Origin of the sequence: Jeotgalibacillus campisalis, assembly GCF_000829515.1 — a bacterium.
In the GTDB taxonomy this organism is placed as follows: Bacteria; Bacillota; Bacilli; order Bacillales; family Jeotgalibacillaceae; genus Jeotgalibacillus; species Jeotgalibacillus campisalis.
On record NZ_JXRR01000017.1, the window covers coordinates 478,484 to 497,212 of the forward strand.

At 40.9% G+C, this 18,729-nt stretch carries 17 protein-coding genes, 1 pseudogene and 1 other annotated feature; of the genes and pseudogenes, 4 read left to right on the forward strand and 14 right to left on the reverse strand.

The genetic code is table 11. The features are described 5' to 3' along the window. Positions 1–287: 287 nt before the first annotated feature. The 9 genes from KR50_RS14715 to KR50_RS14755 all read right to left on the reverse strand — a co-directional run bounded on the left by KR50_RS14715 (position 288) and on the right by KR50_RS14755 (position 10,541). Positions 288–845, reverse strand: coding sequence for an AAA family ATPase (locus KR50_RS14715; RefSeq protein WP_041060229.1), 558 nt, complete (start codon positions 843–845; stop codon positions 288–290). Positions 846–927: 82 nt separating this feature from the next. Next, on the reverse strand, positions 928–1,662 hold the full coding sequence (locus KR50_RS14720; RefSeq protein ID WP_041060231.1) for a sulfite exporter TauE/SafE family protein: 735 nt from the start codon (positions 1,660–1,662) through the stop codon (positions 928–930). 314 nt (positions 1,663–1,976) lie between these two features. Then, on the reverse strand, positions 1,977–2,486 hold the full coding sequence (locus KR50_RS14725) for a ferritin (protein ID WP_041060472.1): 510 nt from the start codon (positions 2,484–2,486) through the stop codon (positions 1,977–1,979). 44 nt (positions 2,487–2,530) lie between these two features. After that, a complete protein-coding gene (locus tag KR50_RS14730; RefSeq protein WP_052477140.1) occupies positions 2,531–3,109 on the reverse strand; it encodes a nitroreductase family protein in 579 nt (192 codons plus the stop codon). A 165-nt stretch (positions 3,110–3,274) separates the two neighbouring features. Then, positions 3,275–3,475: a hypothetical protein gene (locus KR50_RS14735; protein ID WP_041060233.1), complete on the reverse strand. Its 201-nt coding sequence runs from the start codon at positions 3,473–3,475 to the stop codon at positions 3,275–3,277. A gap of 176 nt (positions 3,476–3,651) precedes the next feature. Next, positions 3,652–5,517 (reverse strand): dienelactone hydrolase family protein, encoded by a 1,866-nt coding sequence (locus KR50_RS14740; protein ID WP_198134258.1) that lies wholly within the window; start codon positions 5,515–5,517, stop codon positions 3,652–3,654. Positions 5,518–6,158: 641 nt separating this feature from the next. Then, on the reverse strand, positions 6,159–6,473 hold the full coding sequence (locus KR50_RS14745; RefSeq protein WP_041060235.1) for a rhodanese-like domain-containing protein: 315 nt from the start codon (positions 6,471–6,473) through the stop codon (positions 6,159–6,161). Between the two features lie 101 nt (positions 6,474–6,574). Continuing rightward, positions 6,575–8,986, reverse strand: a complete 2,412-nt coding sequence (gene leuS / locus KR50_RS14750) for a leucine--tRNA ligase (protein ID WP_041060237.1) — start codon at positions 8,984–8,986, stop codon at positions 6,575–6,577. 57 nt (positions 8,987–9,043) lie between these two features. Continuing rightward, positions 9,044–9,269 (reverse strand) — a binding site (T-box leader). An 84-nt stretch (positions 9,270–9,353) separates the two neighbouring features. After that, positions 9,354–10,541, reverse strand: coding sequence for an MDR family MFS transporter (locus tag KR50_RS14755; protein ID WP_041060238.1), 1,188 nt, complete (start codon positions 10,539–10,541; stop codon positions 9,354–9,356). A gap of 362 nt (positions 10,542–10,903) precedes the next feature. On the opposite strand from KR50_RS14755, the gene KR50_RS14760 reads away from it, so the two are divergent. After that, the gene (locus KR50_RS14760) at positions 10,904–11,866 is read left to right on the forward strand and encodes a TIGR01212 family radical SAM protein (protein ID WP_041060240.1); all 963 of its coding nucleotides are present in this window, start codon (positions 10,904–10,906) and stop codon (positions 11,864–11,866) included. Then, on the forward strand, positions 11,863–12,447 hold the full coding sequence (locus KR50_RS14765) for a tRNA (mnm(5)s(2)U34)-methyltransferase (RefSeq protein ID WP_041060242.1): 585 nt from the start codon (positions 11,863–11,865) through the stop codon (positions 12,445–12,447). The genes KR50_RS14760 and KR50_RS14765 overlap by 4 nt, the downstream gene beginning before the upstream one ends. Before the next feature lie 175 nt (positions 12,448–12,622). Here KR50_RS14765 and KR50_RS14770 read toward each other — a convergent pair whose 3' ends face one another. Both KR50_RS14770 and KR50_RS14775 read right to left on the reverse strand, forming a co-directional pair. Further along, positions 12,623–13,402, reverse strand: a complete 780-nt coding sequence (locus tag KR50_RS14770) for a Cof-type HAD-IIB family hydrolase (RefSeq protein ID WP_041060243.1) — start codon at positions 13,400–13,402, stop codon at positions 12,623–12,625. A 165-nt stretch (positions 13,403–13,567) separates the two neighbouring features. Next, on the reverse strand, positions 13,568–14,617 hold the full coding sequence (locus KR50_RS14775) for an NAD(P)/FAD-dependent oxidoreductase (RefSeq protein WP_041060245.1): 1,050 nt from the start codon (positions 14,615–14,617) through the stop codon (positions 13,568–13,570). A 199-nt stretch (positions 14,618–14,816) separates the two neighbouring features. Between KR50_RS14775 and KR50_RS14780 the strand changes: the two genes are divergently transcribed. After that, positions 14,817–15,860: a YkvI family membrane protein gene (locus KR50_RS14780; RefSeq protein WP_041060247.1), complete on the forward strand. Its 1,044-nt coding sequence runs from the start codon at positions 14,817–14,819 to the stop codon at positions 15,858–15,860. Positions 15,861–15,886: 26 nt separating this feature from the next. On the opposite strand, the gene KR50_RS14785 is transcribed toward KR50_RS14780, so the two are convergent. From KR50_RS14785 to KR50_RS14795, 3 genes are all read right to left on the reverse strand, one after another. Then, on the reverse strand, positions 15,887–16,735 hold the full coding sequence (locus tag KR50_RS14785; RefSeq protein ID WP_041060249.1) for a metallophosphoesterase: 849 nt from the start codon (positions 16,733–16,735) through the stop codon (positions 15,887–15,889). A gap of 30 nt (positions 16,736–16,765) precedes the next feature. Continuing rightward, on the reverse strand, positions 16,766–17,107 hold the full coding sequence (locus KR50_RS14790) for a hypothetical protein (protein WP_041060251.1): 342 nt from the start codon (positions 17,105–17,107) through the stop codon (positions 16,766–16,768). Positions 17,108–17,265: 158 nt separating this feature from the next. Beyond that, positions 17,266–18,303 carry a hypothetical protein gene (locus KR50_RS14795; RefSeq protein ID WP_041060253.1) on the reverse strand — a complete coding sequence of 346 codons (1,038 nt, stop codon included), beginning with the start codon at positions 18,301–18,303 and terminating at the stop codon, positions 17,266–17,268. A gap of 282 nt (positions 18,304–18,585) precedes the next feature. Between KR50_RS14795 and KR50_RS18765 the strand changes: the two are divergent. After that, positions 18,586–18,684, forward strand: a pseudogene (locus KR50_RS18765) (trehalose operon repressor); the annotation flags it as partial. Between the last annotated feature and the right edge of the window lie 45 nt (positions 18,685–18,729).

Below are 18,729 nucleotides of genomic sequence, written 5' to 3' on the forward strand. Positions count from 1 at the left end.
GGGACAATTATGTCTCAAACTCTTCAAACCGGTTCTCTTCGCTTCAGGCGGACGCTTTCCGCAGGGACGGCGCTGAGCCTTTCCAGGGCCTTGCCCTGCAAAGTCTCAGCTTGCCGTCATATCCTGCAGGAGTCGCCACCTTCCGCTCCGTTCACCTCAAATTTACTATTTAAAATAAACTAATTTAAAGATCTTTCACAGTTCTGATATCCTCCCAGCCTCTTTTTATAGCTATGTAAAAATCCTGAGATGACAACGTATTATCCAACTGGAAATTAAATACGCACTTATAAAGCAAAGTGTTTTTTAATTTTTTCTGCTGTTTCTTGTGCGCTCAGGTTTGTGTTGTCGATTCGTAAATAATGGTCCTGTTGGATTTCACCCGGCATAGAGTTTAATCGATGCTTTTGAACAGACATGAGTAAGTGTTCTTCGGATTGTTTTATATTTCTTTTCGTCGGCTTCTCCTGAAGACGGTTTGGGCTGACGTTGCGATCCAGTCTTTCTTCAAGGTTAGCTTCAAGCTCCACAAAGTAGAGATCGGCTCCTTTTTCAGTGAATATTGAACTAACCTTTTCGAGAAACTCCCAGTCTCCCTGCAAATCAAAAGCCCAAACAAACGTAAAAATCATTCCGTACTGATTTGTTTTAGCAAATTCCTCAAAGATTTCTTCACGAAATAAAGTTGTTAATCTCCACATCTGGGGACTAAAGTCGAAAAACGGCACCAGTAAATCGATCGTCATATGATTGTGAAATAATTTTAATTCCGTGAGTTTCGACAGCTCCTGCCCCACTGTCATTTTGCCGACCGCTTGTGGTCCAAATACTAAAATTAGTTTCATTTCATTACTCCTCTTTTGCTTCAAAGATTTTAAATACAATTATTTCAAATGGTGTAAAATCATGCAATCTATTTTTCGCACATCAATTGAATTGTTCTGCAAGAAGTTGAATAATGAGCAGCACGGTTATAATACGAAGCAAAGGCTTTACGTACCCCGCTTTCATTCGCTGGGCCAGCCGGACACCCGTTTGCGCGCCAATCCAGGAACCAGCCATTAAAGCAAAAGTAAGTCCCCACATAATATGACCCGCTGCTACATAAACCGACGCTGCTCCAATACACGACGAAAAAGTGGCAAGACGGACATGCCCTACCGCTTTTAAGTATGAAATCTTAAGCCAGCTGAATAAATAAAGCATTAGCGTTCCCTGCCCCGGCCCAAAAAGTCCATCGTAAATCCCGATCCCATATAGCCCCGCCCCGCTAAAAGGTGACAGGGTAAATGGTTCTGATTTTTCAAAAGATGCTTTACTGAAAAAGGAGGTGACCATAGCAAATAAAAGTAGAAAAATCGCAGCCAGCGTTAAATTTTCCGAGGACAGAAGTGATGCAACAATTCCTCCTGTGATCCCTCCAAGCAAACTAACTGGTATGAGCCAAAGAGATTCTTTCACATTTACTTCTTTTCGTCTGGCAAGATAAACAAATGCAGATAGTGAACTAAATGTATTTGATACTTTATTTGCCCCAATGGCTGAATGAACCGGCATGCCAATTAAAAGCATTATCGGCAGACTGATCAGGCCTCCTCCGCCTGCAAGCGTTCCAAGTGTTGTAGCCGCGATACCTGTTAAGAAAATTAATAATAGTTCCATGGAGATCGCCCCCCTACTTATAGAATATAGAAAGCTTTTTTATAAGTAAATTCGATAATAATTATTATATTTAATAAGAATAGCTTATGATTTGAATCACTTATAATAAAATTAAACTAAAAAACCATCCCTTTAAGCTTGGAATGGTTTTGTATCTGCTGTTTATTTTTACTTTCTTCCATTCTTCTGCATTGAAATTGATTTATAAGAAATTAATTTAACTCATCTAAATATAAAAAGAATATCCTCTGAATTAGTTTTTCAGAGGATATCTTTTTTGTTGCAGAATATTTTGTAGTCCCGGGTTCTTACGTTTATTTTTCGCTTGCTCCGTTAAATGTCCGTTTTCCTAATTCGTTTTCAAGCATATAAAACATATTGCTGTCTTTATCGATTCGTTTTAGTTTTTGAATAATCCCATCAAAGGTTGCCTGTTCTTCAACCTGCTCTTCAATAAACCAGTTTAGGAAATTCATTGTTGCGTGTTCTCTCTCGTCCATGGCTAAATCTGCCAAAGCGTAAATTCGTTTGGTTACTTCTTTTTCGTGACCAAGAGATACTTCAAAAGCTTCCAATACAGAATCAAATTGATTATTAGGCTTTGCCATGCTGTCAACTTCTGCACGGACGCCCATATCAATAATAAATTGATAAAATTTCATGGCGTGAAAACGCTCTTCTTCAGCCTGAGCAAGAAAAAAGTTCGCAAATCCATCCAGACTTTCATTGGAACAATAAGCTGCAGTTGCCAGGTAGATATGAGCTGAATAAAACTCATAATTCATTTGATCATTTAACCCTTTAATTAACGTTTGACTTAGCATTGCCATCACCTGTCCTTTTGTCTGATTTTAAGAAAAGTTTCTTTTTATATATCCTGAAATCTCGTTAATTTCTCAAGAGGATTTGTCCGTTTTCTTGCTTGAGGAATGGACTCTTCTTTGAAAAATCCGAGATGCAGAAATCCGATTATTTTTTCACCAGGTTTTACCCCGAGCATAGAACGCACCTTAGGATCCACTATATGCGGATTGGTTTTCCACACCACACCAAGCTTTTTCTCCCAGGCCAACAGCTGAATATTTTGTATGAGGCAGCTTACTGCTCCAAAATCTTCTTCACGCTGTTTATAGCGGGGATCTTCCGGCATAACGATAATCAGGAATGCTGCGGGCTGATTAAAATATAGACGTCTGTTTTCCTGCATTTCTTTCGGAAATGTTTGTACCAGCTTCTCTATAAAGTTTTCTTTTTCCTTAGAAGAGACGAAGACAAACCGCCATGGTTCTCTCAGACCGTGATTCGGTGCCCAGACAGCGTCATCAAGTATGTCCATGATCAGCGATTCCTGTACTGGCTCGCTAGTGTAGTTTGTTTTGATGGATCGGCGTTCCCGAATCACTTTTGACAGTTGTGAACTTGTGGTATGGTTATTGATTTGTATCATGGAACTCATCCTATCTTTTTAGTTATATAGTCTATTTTATTTGAAATTGATAATCACTCTCAATTAAAAATTTACTATACAACCTTCTAGCAATCAAGCTGTTTAAATGATTTAAGGTCACTTTATCAAAAAGGAAGTCGGTTTCTTTGCAGAAGACGTATCAAACTACTTGTTTTCTTCCTTGCTTTTACGATAGAAAAATATTCTCCAAATGAGTAAAGGGATTAAAAATGAATTAATAAAAATGCTAACAATGGCTTTTAATGGCTCTAATGACAAATTCAAAGTCACAAAAACTGCCAACCCACTACAAACACTCGCTAGAATCGTTAAAATTTTTTGTGATTTATTTTGATTCTTAAACACTTATCATGCTCCTCTTGTAAGGCATTATCTAGGTCTGAATAATATTGAGAACTCTTGGAGCGCGAGTTTTAATATTCTGACTATACCATCGTTGCATACTTTCAACTAGTTTTCTACTCAATTATTACAAAAAAAGACATGTACTCAGATGTTCATGAGCACATGTACATTTATATTTACAATTGAGTTAATGTATTTGTCACCATAATAACCGTCACAACAATACCATATATGATTCCGCCTAAATATGGATTATTTGTAGCGAGGTAAATTCTTCGGGTTACAATCGCTGCTAACGGAATGATGATAATCATTGGAAGCAGCCAGATCCCGATAATTGGAGAGAGTTCTGTAAAATAGATCTCTCCTGTAACAAAAAAGCTAGTGTACTGAATAACAGCTAATACCGTTACACTTAAGCCATTAAATAATGCAAGCAAGGCGATGTTCATCCATTTTTTTCTGCCGCCTGCCACAAAATTAAATGAATTAACTGCAATGGAGTTGGCTACGTAGAACGCAAGAAAAAATGGCAGATATTTGAGAACTATCAATAGTTTATCAGGTGTAAAAGCCTTAACAGCGATGATCCATATCCTGAAATCTGTTTTGAAGAAGTAATCGGCTATAAATACTAAACTGAAGGCTGTAAAACAAACAATTAAAGCTAGTGCAATCGTTTTAAGTAACGGTTTAAACCCGATGATAACACCTGTATCACGAAGATTCATTCCCTGACCTTTTGAAAAGAATTTGTAAGATAGAAACAAAACTAAAAAGGTCACAACACCCATTACAGCTGACCACACACCAATATAGAACACAGGAACCTGATTATAAAAAGCAGGAATATTTTCAATACTCCAGTTGTATAAACCCAAATAAGATAAACCTGATATAATCGCGCTTACAATAAGTCCGCCCCAGAACCATAAAGCCCCTGCACCTCTTGGAGCCGCCTGAGGTATCACGCTCTTTTGAGCTCTTAAAGAGTGGAATGTATCTGTATAGAGCATGAATTTAGTAAAACTTATGATAAACATCACAAACCCTATTAAACCAATAAAATTAAAGAGCACTTTAAATTGCCAAATTTGTTTTGTAGTGTCGATTGAATTCGGTGCTCCTATTGATTCATCAAAAAATTCAAGCGTACTTTCAACTACATTTGCTGAGAAGTGATTCCATGGGTGAATCTGTGCTGGATCGTAAATTACACGGACAGCTTCTTCTCCGTCAATATCCTGACGATACACTGTATAGCTTTCTCGCTCTTCCGCTTCTGCAGGGTCTTCGCCAAAATTAAGAAAGGATTGTGCATATTGTGTATTAATATACTCACGCGGTACCGTAATACTGCCGTCATCTGCAATGCTTCGGAAAAAGAATTCATCGTATTGAGCGGCAACAATTCCTACGTCACGTGATCCATATACATTTGCATATTCCTGCTCATCTGATCTCATCGCCCAATATAATGGTTCCCCGGGGTCAGCTGTGTACATTGCATCATTCGCTACAAGCAGCACCGATGAAATTAGCTGGTCTTCCTCGCTTTTTTTATTATCTTCTAAAATTGACCAGTTGGCGGCTCTTGCACCGTTTGAATGTCCAGTCACACCAATGCTCGCGGTATCAACATAGGGCAGGTCTGCCAATAATTCAACTGCGTCGTACATACCAGTTCCACGGTTCGGCCATTCGGATGGTTCAACTATATCGGAATTACCATGACCGTACATGTCAATCGACATAACGACGTAGCCTCGACGAGCCATTTCCACATAGTTTAGATCCTGCATTTCTCTGTTATTATACCAACCATGACTTGTAACCAGCCCCGGTGCCGGCGTTTCTTCGGTGGCATTCTCCGGAATTAATAGTAATGCACTCATTAAGTGACCAGATGGAGTTTCCCATCGTAAATCCTTAATAGTAACGTCACCTCCGGAAGTTTGAACAAATGACGCTCCGATCATGCTGACCAGACATAAAATAATTGATATAAGTAAAAATTTTTTTACCCCTTTTTTCTCTCTCATACGTAAAACCCCTCTCGATTATAAAGAATGAAGCACAAGATAATTATGATAACGCTTACTTTTTTATGTTTTTTACCAAACGAACTCCTCCTTTAAATTTGACCTTTTCAATGACAAGTTTCCTAGTTTTGGTGCGCTATACACAAATAAAAGATCACACGAAGCCCCCATTCATTGAAGACTGTCGTGTGATCTCTCATTCTCTGTCACTAGTATTAACTTATCTTTTATTATAGTAACGCATGAAAGCGTTGTCAATTAAAAAATGAAATAAAACCCATTAATTAGCTTGCGTTTAGATATTCCTCATTCTTCTATAGACAGGTTCAATAGGTAAGAAGGAGATGGACCTAGTCCTCACCTGGAAACTAGAAAATAACAAAAAAGAATGTCCTCATGAAAATGCACTCATGGGACATCCTTTATTGTGAAGAGTTAACTTTTGTCTGCAAAGAATTAGAATCATTGCAGTGTATACATTGAGTACCTTCAGTGGGAGTAAACGTGAAGGGTGAACCTCATCAATAGTCCACCACCGGAACGAAACGACCCCTTCACCTATGAAATAATGATTATTAATCCCCCAAAGTAATCCGGCCTAATTTTATTTAAAGTGATATAACCAATAATTTCTCATAACATTATGCCTTTGGTTTTGTTTCCCCAGTATACTCAAGCATTCCGCCTGTCATATTGACAACTTTATAACCGTGATCATGCAGGAACCAGCCAACATTTTCACTGCGTTTGCCAGACCGGCAGATTAAGACGTATTCATCTTCTTCATTTAAGTCATCTAAATGCATAGCGACGTCTCCCATTGGTATATGTTTCGCCTGAGGGATCATGCCCTCTGCCACTTCGTCCTCTTCCCGAACATCTATTAAATGGATCGGTTCACCTGCTTCAAGCTTCTTCTGGACTTCCTGTGGTGTCATCGTTTTTAATTCTGACATGTTGATCTTCCTTTCCAATTTTAATGTATGTTAAGTATAGCAAATAAGAAGGCCGGTCACTCCAAAAAAGAACTGGGCGTGTCTCCGGCCATCTATTTTACTTAGTTCGCAACTATATTCACGAGTTTGCCAGGTACAGCGATTACCTTGCGTACGGTTTTGCCTTCAATGGCTGATTGAATGGTTTCTTCACTTGTCGCAAGCTTTTCCATTTCTTCTTTGCCTGCATCACGTGCAATCATCATTTTAATTTTCATTTTCCCGTTCACCTGAACGACAATTTCCACTTCATTATCAACGAGTTTAGATTCGTCAAAACCCGGCCAATCTGAATAAGATAGATTGGTTTCTCCAAGCTTTTCCCAAAGCTCTTCGGCCAAATGCGGAGCAAACGGAGCTAAAAGCTGTGTAAATCCTTTTGCGTATTGGGTTGGAATGACATCTGCCTTATAGGCTTCATTTACAAAGACCATCATTTGAGAAATAGCTGTATTGAAGCGAATGCCTTCAATATCTTCTGAAACTTTTTTAACCGACTGATGATATACTTTTTCAAGCGATTCATATGGCATGTTCTGTATCTTGGTTGTCAGGCTTCCATCTTCCGTTACAAAAAGCCTCCAGATGCGGTCAAGGAACCGGCGGGAGCCATCAAGGCCGTTTTCAGACCAGGCGATAGAAGCATCAAGCGGCCCCATAAACATTTCATATACACGGAGTGTGTCTGCACCATGCGTTTTAACAATTTCATCCGGATTGACAACATTCCCTTTAGACTTACTCATTTTTTCATTATTTTCACCAAGAATCATTCCTTGATTAAATAACTTTTGGAACGGCTCTTTCGTTGGTACGACACCAAGATCGTAAAGAACCTTGTGCCAGAAACGGGCATAAAGCAAATGAAGCACTGCATGTTCAGCACCACCGATATACATATCGACCGGAAGCCAATGTTTGATTTTCTCAGGGTCTGCAATGGCATCTTCATTGTTTGGATCAATGTAGCGCAAGTAATACCAGCAGCTTCCTGCCCACTGAGGCATTGTGTTGGTTTCACGCTTTCCTTTTTTGCCTGTCACCGGGTCTGTAACATTCACCCACTCATCAATATTAGCAAGCGGTGATTCCCCCGTCCCTGATGGTTTAATATTTTTTGTTTTTGGAAGCTCAAGCGGCAGCTCTTCAAACGGTACGCCGGTTGAAGATCCATCTTCCCAGTGAATAATCGGAATTGGTTCTCCCCAGTAGCGCTGACGACTGAACAGCCAATCTCTGAGACGGTAGGTCGTTTTCTTCGTGCCCAGCTCTTTCTCTTCAAGCCAGGAAATTGCTTTTGAAATACTTTCTTCTTTTCCAAGGCCGTTTAAGAAGTCCGAATTAACGTGAGGTCCATCACCTGTGTAGGCTTCTTTAGAAATATCTCCGCCTTCCACGACTTCAACGATTGGAAGGTTGAATTCAACAGCGAATTCATAATCACGTTCATCATGAGCAGGTACGGCCATAATAGCACCACTTCCATAGCTCATCAGTACATAGTCTGCAATCCAAATCGGCATTTTTTGATTGTTAACGGGATTAATGGCGTAAGCACCGGTAAATACGCCCGTTTTTTCTTTAGCCAAATCAGTTCTTTCCAAATCACTTTTTGATTTAATTTTATCAATATACGTTGCAACAGCTTCTTTTTTATCTTCCTCTGTAATCTTGTCAACAAGTGGGTGCTCAGGAGCAAGCACTGCATAGGTTGCGCCAAATAGAGTATCTGGGCGGGTGGTGAATACTTCAAAGGATTCATTAGTATCTGCTATATGAAATCGAATTTCGGCACCTTCTGATTTTCCTACCCAGTTGCGCTGCATATCTTTAATGCTTTCCGGCCAGTCAAGGTCTTCCAAATCTTCAATCAGACGATCTGCGTAAGCGGTAATTTTGAGCACCCACTGTCTCATTGGTCTGCGTTCAACCGGGTGGCCTCCGCGCTCACTTTTGCCATCGATTATTTCTTCATTTGCAAGGACTGTGCCAAGTGCAGGACACCAGTTAACAGCTACTTCATCAACGTACGCAAGACCCATTTCATGCAGTTTAAGAAAAATCCATTGCGTCCATTTATAATAGCTTGGGTCGGTTGTACTGATTTCGCGGTCCCAATCATAGGAGAACCCAAGTTCCTGAATTTGACGGCGGAATGTATCAATATTTTTTTTCGTAAATTCAGCAGGATCATTCCCTGTATCGAGTGCATATTGTTCAGCCGGCAGACCAAATGCATCCCAGCCCATCGGATGAAGAACATTATAGCCGTTCATTCTCTTATACCGTGACAAAATGTCTGTTGCTGTCATGCCTTCCGGGTGTCCAACATGAAGACCTGCTCCGGATGGATACGGAAACATATCAAGGGCATAAAACTTCTTTTTTCCGATATCGTCGGATGTTTTAAATGTTTTATGATCTGACCAATGCTGCTGCCATTTTTTTTCGATCTTCTGATGATTAAAACTCATTCCATTTCCTCCTCTAGTTACAATTACCTATAAAAAAACAAAAAACCCCCGCCCCTATAATGGGACGAGAGTTTATTTATTGTCTCCCGCGGTACCACCCAAATTCGTGTACACGCACTTTGAAAAAGTTATCATCCTTATCGCGGAATACGGATTGCACTAATACAGTTTCGCGCAATCGACTCAGAGGTGAGTTCGACATTCATTCGGCTGACTTTCACCATCCGTCAGCTCTCTTTAGGCTCGAAATGAAATTTCTACTATTCCTCTTCAGCGTCTTATTTATTGAATTCTCTTTTATTGTATGCAATTCATTGGCGGTATGCAAGCCTTTTATCAGGTTCAGCATTGACAAAAACTGAACAGTTTAACCACTGAATGGAACGATTTGCTTTTCTTTTTTTAAGAAACGATCATAAACAAGTGTCAATCCAATGGAAATAACAAGCAGGAAGATTAAAAAACCGAATAGAATTTGCATTCCATAAGCATCCACAAGCACGCCTCCCATAAAAGGACCGATCATTCTTCCCCCAGTTGCAGTTGAGTTAACGATGCCTTGATAAAATCCTTCTCTTCCTTTAGGGGCAAGCTGATTGGCAATCGTAGGGACCGCCGGCCAGATCAGCATTTCCCCGATCGTTAAAATCACCATAGCCGCAAGAAAACCCTGAAAAGATCCGGCATAAGCCGTTACAGCAAATGACACCATGAAAATGAGGATCCCAATGACCATCTGTTTTTTTAAGTTCTCTTCAAATTTTTTGACGACAGGGCGAATCAGCGGCTGTCCTAATACGATCAATGCACCGTTCACCGTCCAAAGCAAACTATATTGGGTCAGGGTTATATTAATTTGCTGAGTATAGGTTGCGATCGTAGACTGCCACTGGACGTAACCGACCCAGCAAAGCAGGTATCCGCCACATAAAACCAGAAGCGCAGTAAATGATGCCTTGTTTTTTATCTGACTTGATTCATGCAGCACACTCGTTTGAATATTCGCTTTGATCGTAATTCCTCTATAACTCACAACCGCAAGCAGAAAGAAAACCACGTACATAAGAAAATTGGCAAGAAAAATATAATCAAATGAAACAGAAGCAACGATTCCACCGAGCGCAGCTCCTGCAGCGACACCAATGTTTTGAGCTAAATAAATCGCATTAAACGACTTTCTTCCTCCTTCAGGCCAAACAGAGCCCGCCATTGCATACATTGAAGGAAAAACAATGCCTGATCCAAAACCAATAATAATTAAGAAAAATAAGTAAGAAGGCCATTCGTGAAAAAAGTTCAGCCCGAGAAGAGCACACACAGAAATGCTGATGCCTATCATAATGGACCGGTATCCTCCGATCCGATCGAACATGAGTCCGCCCAGTAAATTCCCGACCACGCTTGCAGCTGCATTTGCCATCAGCACGAGGCCTGCGACTGATAAGGACTTTCCCAGATAATCATGTATGTAAATCGTATTGAGCGGCCAAAGAAAGGACGCCCCGGTCACGTTTATCATCATTCCAATAACCAGCACCCACAATTTTCGCGGCATACAAATTCCTCTTTTCAGTTATTCGGTTTATTTCGAGTACCAAATTAGTTTAGCTAGTTTTAAGAAAATGCACAAGAATCAAATCGTCAATAATGATACTAAATTTACTTGCATTCTTCTCCCCTTTTCCGTCGGTTGACTCTTTTTCGTAATTCACTTTTAAAGGTGTTTTAAGTTTATAATTTGATTTAATTCTTTGAGTTGCTACTAAGTATCAGTCATGTGGTCATCGTTCATCTTCTGCGTGCCAATTTTCCTATTTGCTTCCCAAGTGATTGGTATGACCTGCTAGATCATGATAGAATGCGCTATAGACGCACAAAGAATCAGGTCATCAGCCTGCTTTAAAGGAGTACAAAAATATGAATGAATCGAATCCGTTTTTATATGCGGAAGATCAAAAACGGTACCATACATGGAATTACCATCTCCGAAACCATTTCGGACACAAAGTCTTTAAGGTCGCGCTCGATGGCGGCTTCGATTGTCCAAATCGAGACGGCACTGTCGCACATGGCGGCTGTACGTTCTGCAGCGTCGCCGGATCCGGCGACTTTGCAGGAAATCGGGTCGATCCACTTGAACAGCAGTTCAATGAAGTAAGAGACCGCATGCATCAGAAATGGAAAAACGGTAAATACATGGCTTATTTTCAAGCCTTCACCAACACGCACGCTCCTGTAGATGTGCTTCGTGAAAAATATGAAAAGGTGCTCGGATTTGATGATGTAGTGGCGCTTTCGATCGCAACACGTCCAGACTGCCTGCCTGATGATGTGGTTGATTATTTGGCAGAATTAAATGAACGGACGTATTTGTGGGTTGAACTGGGGCTGCAGACCGTTCACGAATCCTCAGCCGCCCTTATTAACCGTGCACATGATTTTGAATGCTATAAAGAAGGCGTCCAAAAACTTCGGGACCGCGGAATACGCGTGTGCTCCCATATCATTAATGGCCTTCCTGAAGAGGACTACGGCATGATGATGGAAACAGCAAAAGCAGTAGCAGAGCTTGATGTACAGGGAATTAAAATACATCTTTTACATCTTTTAAAAGGTACGCCTATGGTAAAGCAGTATGAAAAAGGCAAACTGGAGTTTTTAACACAAGAAAATTATGTGAGCCTTGTTTGTGACCAGCTTGAGATTCTGCCACCGGAAATGATCATCCACCGAATTACAGGAGACGGTCCTATCGAGTTGATGATCGGACCTATGTGGAGTGTGGATAAATGGAATGTACTAAATGATATTGACAAGGAATTGATCCGAAGAGGGTCCTATCAAGGAAAACATTTTAAAGAGGTGAGTCCGCAGCGATGAATTTTGACCGCATATTGCCATATGCACGCCAATTGCTCGAGCGGGTTGTCGATAAAGGCGATGTGGTAGTAGATGCTACAGTCGGAAACGGCCATGACACGCTTTATTTAGCGCAGCTTGTCGGGGAGCATGGACGTGTATATGGGTTTGATATTCAGCAGGAAGCCATTGACGAAACTGCTTCAAAATTAGAAGAACACCATTTAAGAAACCGGGTCATGCTGTTTCAGGAAGGTCATGAACTTGCAGATCAGGCGATTCCACCGGTTCATCACGGGGCGATCTCCGGAGCTATTTTTAACCTGGGGTACCTGCCTGGAGGCGATGAAACACTCGTTACCAGGCCGCGGACAACCATTACAGCAGTCGAAAAACTGCTCGATATGATTAAACCGGGCGGAATGATTGTCATGGTCATTTATCACGGTCATCCTGAAGGGGCGGTAGAGCGCGATTATCTGCTGCGCTTTGTTCAAACAATTGATGGTGAAACCGCTCATGTTCTGAGATATCAATTTATGAACACGCAGACCCCTTCACCATTTATTATCGCGATTGAGAAGCGCAGCCTTCGGAATTAGCATCCGTGTATAGAAATTCAAGTAAAAAATGAATCTGCACAAAAATAAGGGCTGAGACAAATCTATCTCAGCCTTTTTTTGTGTTTAAATGGATTCATTCTTATTCAGGCTGAGGCTTTCCATTACATCCGCTAAGAAAATCCGGCATGATATTCTGTTCTTCTTTATTAATAAGTTATAGCAAACCTGCCCGTTTCAATCCTTCAGCGATCCCAAATTCATCAACAGCTGTGGTTGTAAAATCTGCCGCTTCCTTGGCTTCGCTGCAGCCATTTCCCATTGCAATGCCGCAACCGACAGCAGCCAGCATTTCAATGTCATTTAAACCGTCTCCAAATGCATACACATTTTCCATCTTTATCGAAAGAATCTTAATAACTTCTTCGATTCCTCTCGCCTTTGAGCCTCCAGCTGGTATCACATCTACGGATTGAGGGTGCCATCTGATAAAGTCAAACCGCTCAAATTTCTCATCATATGCTTCTTCTTCATTTCCTTCGCAAAAAAGCAGGGTTTGATAAATTTCTTCCATGTGAAAGTAAGAAGGGTCATGCGTAGGAAAGGATTTAATTTTTAATGAATTAAAGCTGTTGGTAATTCTGTCGTGCTGTTCAACATTTGCTTTCATTTCGCTTCTGCCCATATAAACAAGCGGATGATTGTTTACAGCGGCTGCTTCTGTTAATTCTTTTAAACTGTCATAATGAAGCGGATTGCTTACGATGGTTTTGCCATTATGCTCCACGTATTGACCGTTATAGCTGATAAACGTATCAATGGACAGCTCCCTGCGCAAGTCCTCAAACATAAATGGTGCTCTTCCTGTTGCAATCGCTACATGATGTCCCTTGTCTCTAAGCGCGTTAATCGCTTCTTTAGTGGATGCGGGCAGTTTTTTATTATGATCTAAAAGTGTGCCATCGATATCAAAAAATATCATTTTTTTATTACTCATCCTGTCACCTCTATATAAAAATTGTTCATTTCTATGAAGACCCTCTCCCATAATACCAGAAGCGTTGGGAGAGAAAAATAATCTGCCTTTTTGCATCATAGATTACCGTATGCCAAAAAAATAGAACATCGCTCAAGCAATGCTCTCACACTTACTTCTTATCAATTACTTCAACATTTCTTTCACCAGTTCTTTGTTTCTCTGTTTAAATACTTCATTATGGGATGAAACCATTGCCGCGCTGCTGGCATCAGGCTGTATAAATTGTTTAGCTTTATTAACAGCATTGGCTGCATCCTGAAAAGCACCTGCTATTAGATGAAGTTTGCCATCGTGTTTTAAGATGTCACCCGCAGCATACAAACCAGGGACGGATGATTCACTGGTGGCATTCCCTGAAACATAAAAATCATCGATCATCTGAATACCGAGCTCACTGTTTTTAATTAGGGCTGAGTCGATTTCATATCCATGATTAATAACCACTTCGTCGATATCGAGTATGGTCACATCCCCATTTTCTTGATTGGTGAGTTCTACTTTTTCGATCGTTTCATGATCTGCAGCAGCTGTGAGTTTGGTTATGGAAGTGGAAAGCATACAAACCGCCGAACTGTTCAAAAGCTGTGTTACTTGTGCTTCATGCCCTTTCAGAGAATCCTTTCTGTATGTCAGATAGATTTTTTTGGCAATAGGCTCTAATTCATTTGCCCAGTCAATCGCTGAATTTCCGCCTCCTGAAAGCAGGATCGTTTTATCTTTGAAACGCTGCAAGGATTTAACTGTATAATGCAGATTCGTTACTTCAAACCGGTCAGCACCTTCTATCGTCAGCTTTTGAGGGTTTAAGATGCCGCTTCCTACAGCTACAATTACCGTTTTTGATACATGCTGGTTTCCAGAAGTCCCCTCTAATATAAATAGTCCGTCAGCTGTCCGGCCGATTGATTGTATTTTCTCATTTAATATGACTTCAGGATTAAACGTCAGCCCTTGCTCTACCAACTGATCAATTAACTTTGCTCCGGGCAGAGGAGTTTGTCCGCCTACATCCCAGATCATCTTTTCAGGATACACATGAATTTTCCCGCCAAGCTGAGGCTGATATTCAATCACTTTCGTCTTTAATTCCCTCAGTCCGCTGTAAAAAGCTGAATAGAGACCCGCAGGACCTCCTCCAATCACAGTAACATCAAATATTTCCTGGTTATGCATAGCTGCCCACTCCTCTTTCTATATTACGATTGATTATCATTCTCATTTAACTATACTCCCTATCTGAACTAAAAACAATATTAGCCGCTGATTCATTCGCCTCTTCTACTCATCTCTTTCATTACATACAATAGTTTATTGCGGAAAGACCGGAGATTGCTTTAACGCACTTACCTTTAAAGATAAAGAGGGAGATCAAGTGAAACCATGGAATAAGGCGTGTCAAATCGCAGCCGTTTATGTTGGAACAGTGGTGGGAACAGGGTTTGCTACGGGAAAAGAAATTGTTGAATTTTTCTCCCAATATGGTTTGTGGGGGCTGCTTGGCATTATTGTAAGCGGATATTTTTTTATTACGCTCGGGACAAGCCTGATGGTTAAAGCGATTGACTTAAAGGCACGATCTTATGAGGAGCTTAATGAGTATTTATTTGGCAGAAGGATAGCAAAAGGAATAAACCTGATCATGTTGGTGATGCTTTTAGGATTTTGCACCGTTATGCTTTCAGGAGCAGGGGCGATATTTGAAGAGCAGCTTGCACGCCCGAGGATAGCAGGAATTTTGCTGACGATCATTTTGCTACTAGCGGTAATGACCTTAGGCACTAAAGGGTTAGTAGCGGTTAATACGTTTATTGTACCGCTCATGATCGGGTTTACTCTTTTATTGGCGTTTCATTCTGTTAGGACTGACGGATTTATCGAAAATATGCTCATGGTTCCTGAACAGGGTACCGGTTGGAAAGCCTTTGCTTCACCATTTATCTACCCTGCCATGAATTTAGCCATGGCACAGGCGGTTCTTGTCCCGCTCGCTGCTGAAGTGAATGACAAAAAGGCAGTGCGTTTAGGCGGATTGATCGGAGGAGTCGTCTTAACTCTGATTCTTCTTGCGAGTCATATGACGCTTGTTACATTGCCGGATTTTACTCAATTTGAAATACCAATGGCTGAAGTTATGAAAGGAGCCATGCTTTCTTTCTACTGGATTTACATACTCGTGATCTATGGAGAAATTTTCTCTTCCATAGCGGGGAACCTTTATGGCGCGGAAAAGCAAATCAGCACGTATATTCGTGCAGGACGTATGTGGATCATGGTCCTGGTGTTACTTCTTTGTGCAGCATTTAGTACTTTTTCTTACAGCACCCTTTTAGGCTTTTTATATCCTTTATTTGGCTATATCAGTCTTGCGTTCTTTTTTTTATTATGGTGGAAATCTTCAAAGCGGTTTCAGTCTTAGCCAAGACCGCTCAGTCCATTAGCGCATCAGCCTTCCTCTGCTTTCAGCGTTACAGCAATAATTTCAGGGCGGTTGAATACTCTCAGTGGAAAAAGACTATTCCCAAGGCCGCGGCTGACGACCATTGCAGTCCCATTTTCTGTGTACTCACCTGCAGTATATTCAGGAAATAAACCCTGTCCTGGTGCGATCATTCCGCCGATCCAGGGAAGCCTGATCTGCCCGCCGTGTGCGTGACCTGAAAAAACAAGGTCCACCTCAAACTGACTGTATAAAGAGAGAAGTTCCGGACGATGGGAAAGAAGAATCATGAAATCGTCTCCATTCATCTTTTCAGTAACTCGAGCAAGCCTTTCCTCCATCGCATTTCGTTCATCGTCATCAGCAGGCTGCAGCGGATCATCCACGCCTAAAAGCTGAATGAATTCTCCCTGTCGTTCCAGCTCAACTGATCTATTTCTCATCACATGAATACCGGCTGCTTCAAGCTTGTTTTCCAACCCCTTAAACTTCCCTGATCTTGCTTCGTGGTTGCCCGTGACATAATAAACAGGTGCAATGTCAGTCAGCTGCTCCATCAGGTTCATACTGGTCTGTTCATTGTACCTTCTTGAGTCAACAAGATCCCCTGTGAACACAAAAATATCCGGCTCCAACCCTTGGATTTCGCCTATGAGTTTATGTTGATCTTCTCCAAAGCTTTTGCTATGTAAATCGGATAAGTGAACAATCTTATAATCGTCAAATCCAACAGGTAGATCCTTTGACTGCATCGTTAAATGTGTTGTGACAATCGAGTTGTTTTGATTATAAAAGAACCAAGCCAGAACTAAAACACCAGCTGCTCCAGCGAACATCTTATGTTTTTTTTTCATTTTAACACCTCTGTAAGCCTTTCATCTTCATTATTTTCCTGCTGCACGCATAGTATGCCACGGCTTAAATTTAAAAATAAACCACATCCACCAGACCAGCTGCAGTGCATGTCCAGCCACAACAAATAAAGCCCATGCTTCTCCTTCCTGAAAAGCTGAAAACCAATGATCGTATTCATTTTGTCCTTCTGGCCTTGCGATGCCGTTGACTAAGCCCGCCACAGGGATCAAAAACGATAGGAATAGGATGAGGAAAGCCATCACTCTATTCCGTTTATGGACGATGCTGAAAATGGCTGATGCTGCTGTAGCAGCTATAAACAGATAATAAATCAACCAAAACCAAATGGGCAGTGTTTCAGTGCTATACATAGCGTCCCCCTATCCTTCTCGCAATAATTAAAACTATAAATTTATGCCCTTTAATTTTTAATTCCAAGTAATAACTCCTGACATTTTACGCAAACCAACTATAATCCAGCCTGCCACTTTGACAGTGTATTGGAAGAAAAATTCCGGCGATTAAACAATTAATGCCCAATTAAAGGGTATAGTTTGCTTTCTTCTAAGGTATCATTCACCAGACGGAGTTCCTCTGCATGGAAGTCAAGGGCAGTGAGTTGAATTGCGTTTTCAAGTACCGTCTGATCATCTTCCGTTACGATTTCATCATCCACTGTATAATGAACTTCAGCAATGCCATCTTCGAGTGAAGCGCTAACAACTTCCAGCCCCTCTATCATGGCCGAACCGTAAAAAGCTTCTTCCTTTTCAACCTTCTTCATTGCGTCTATTGTTTCTGAGAAAGATAAAGCCTCTCCGCTCTCATCAGCTGCTTTTTCCTCAAGCATTCCTCCTGGCAGGAACAAGGTTTGCTCTAAGTCTTTATCGTAGATTGTATAATATCCACGCGTTTGACCTCTCTCCTCTTTAATCATTATAGGTTCATCGATGGGGCTTTGGGCTACTATTATATCTTCCTCACCATCAGGATTGAAAAATAAAATTTGTTCAATTCCAAATAAATCGCTAATGCCTATCAGCGAGTCATAAAACATACCCGTTTGAGCAGTGGTTGTGGACAATATGTTTCCCTCTTCTGTAAAATTCACATGCAGCTCTGGCCACTCTGCAGTCATTTCAGTATAGGTGCCAAGAATCTCTTGTTCGGAAGGATCACTTTCAATTAGCGACTGCTTCAGCCGCTCCTCTTTTGAACTGTTTAGTCCGTCCTTACGATCAATACTATATGCTGTCAAAAAGGCGGTTTCAGCACTATACGTGTGTGAATGAATGAAGTATTCAGACGCCATTGTTTCTTCTTTGCCATCTGATTTAGTATCGGATGCATCACTTGAGGAGTCCTCTTCCATATCCTCTTCTGCGCTGTTCTCATCCGTGTCTTCTTCGGTTTCAGGTACTTCCTTATCTTCTACATCCGTTTCATCTTGAGAAGTTTCATTAACCGATTCCACACTATCCTCTGTTGTTTCATTTTCAGCGTCCTGACAGCTTGCCAGCAAAAAAGCTAAAGCAGCTACTCCGCCAATTTTTGTTAGTTTAATCATTTAAAATGCCCCCTTTTTTTCCATGTACCCTTAGCTTTAAGAAAAAAACCAATTTAAGGAATAAAAAGGAACACGCAACAGTGTATTTCTTAAATTTAAACTGCTGTAAAAGAATCATTTCTTTAACGGGAACAGCTGCAGAACATTTCTAAGCTCAGGGTATGCGTCCCTCAATATCATTTTCCGAAGAGTGTGTTTCCTTCAAGACCACATCCTTTTATTTATTCTGCATACTAACAGAAAAAACCTCGGACTCTAATAGGTCAACGAGGTTTGAAAACTTATTTACATTTGGAAGATACGACAATTTTTAAATATACGGAGTCAAGACGCCGGCTGGACAAATTTAATTTTGTTGATTTTGCCCGGAAAAAGAAATAAGGACCGGTTCATTTCCGTTGCAGGCGGAGGCTTTCCGCGGGGCGG